The organism is Leuconostoc sp. BM2 (assembly GCF_002095565.1).
In the GTDB taxonomy this organism is placed as follows: Bacteria; Bacillota; Bacilli; order Lactobacillales; family Lactobacillaceae; genus Leuconostoc; species Leuconostoc falkenbergense.
Genome location: NZ_MOWQ01000089.1, coordinates 1 through 1,554, shown reverse-complemented (window position 1 = coordinate 1,554; position 1,554 = coordinate 1). Strand labels below are relative to the sequence as shown.

At 34.5% G+C, this 1,554-nt stretch carries 2 protein-coding genes; both read left to right on the top strand.

Annotated elements, in window-relative coordinates; translation table 11 throughout:
- Window positions 1-310 precede the first annotated feature (310 nt).
- Entirely contained in the window at window positions 311-457 is a 147-nt protein-coding gene (locus BMG01_RS11685) for a cysteine-rich KTR domain-containing protein (RefSeq protein ID WP_143471407.1), read from the top strand.
- Window positions 458-627: 170 nt separating this feature from the next.
- Window positions 628-1,281 (top strand): DUF4767 domain-containing protein, encoded by a 654-nt coding sequence (locus tag BMG01_RS10475; protein WP_036066671.1) that lies wholly within the window; start codon window positions 628-630, stop codon window positions 1,279-1,281.
- Window positions 1,282-1,554: the final 273 nt, after the last annotated feature.

Below are 1,554 nucleotides of genomic sequence, written 5' to 3'. Positions count from 1 at the left end.
ATGGTATTCATTGGCTAGAGAATTAGCAGAACGTCCCTCGTTATACAAGGTGACAATTGATGACTTAAATTCTGTTGAGTATCGCTTAGCTTTCATAATATAAAAAAACTCCTATACTTGATTATCTCGGATTATGCCCTAGAAATAAAGCGGTCCGGATTTTCAGTATACGAGCAATCCCCCGAACTATTTGAAGAGATAATTGATTCTTGGAAAGATGAAAATGTTACGAAAGCATGCACATGGATAATTAACCATGGTTCTAGAACTAAAAGAAAGGTTAATCTATTGTCATAATATTAAATAACTAATTTTTTATTCATACTGTAAAAGTAAAATTCTAATTAAAATTACCAGTAATACAAAAGCTAAAAATTTTTTCGCGTTTGTACTAAAATGCAAACACAAAATTGTAGTTCATATAAGCAAGTTTAAAATAAAAATAAACAGGCGCTAAAACGTAGAGAAACATTCTTTATTTTTCGTAACCACCCCCTTTACAGGTATGATGGTGACTCAATGTTTCGTTCAGAGCGCCTTTTGATTACTTAGTTCGGGAACCAAACGCAAAATATTGACATTTGGTATAATATTAGATGAAGAACAGTCATTTCAAGGGAGAATTGTATGAGAGGAAAACACGCACCCAGATCGACCCGTTGGCCGATCATCATATTAGTCATTATTGCAGTCATTCTAGCCACAATTATATATGGCGCTAGTTCACGCAATAGAACAACCAAAAATCAAACAACTGTTAGCAAAAAAACTAGCCATTCTTCGATTAGTTCATCATCTGTTAAATCATCCAGTACCAGCAGCTCAAGTCAATCTTCGAGCAGCAGTGATGTGAAATTAAAAAGCGCTTGGAATACTACTAAAAATAAGCAATTAAGTGCTTTCATGAGCCAATGGCAAACAGAAATGAACCAAACCTATTCAGGCACCTATGATGGCCAAAAGCCTGATTATTATGGCATTTCATTTCCAACTGCATTAGAAAACGGTAGACTCAGTGGTCACATCAAGTTTGACAATCAAAACACAACAGTTGAGTGGTCACCAAATGCTAATAGCAGCGCTAAAAATCAAGTGCTCGCTGTTGCGGTCGGCCAAACATCATCAAATGGCTACAACAGAATCCTTTACTTGTTTATAGCGCAAGAAAAGCAACCAAAAGTGTATGTTTCACAAACAACAAACGGTGAGGATCTATATTTTACAGAAACGCAAAATACAGCATTGAAAGATGGCTTCAGTCAAATATACAACGGCAATTGAGGTTAACAACACAAACGCGTCTTGGTCTGTCAGTATTGGTAGAGTTGGTGATTAAAGATAGCAATCAAATATCTTTACAAGATATAATTTAATAAAACATATTCACCTGTTAGTTAGAAGTTAATAATAAAAAAGTCAGCGACATTTGAAGTGAACCCAATAACTTGGACAAAATAAAAAAATGTCCAGAAAGTTATTGGGTTTTTCTATGTCTAAATATTCAAATGAATTTAAATTAATAATCGTCAACGAATGGCTGGTTGGTCAAAATGG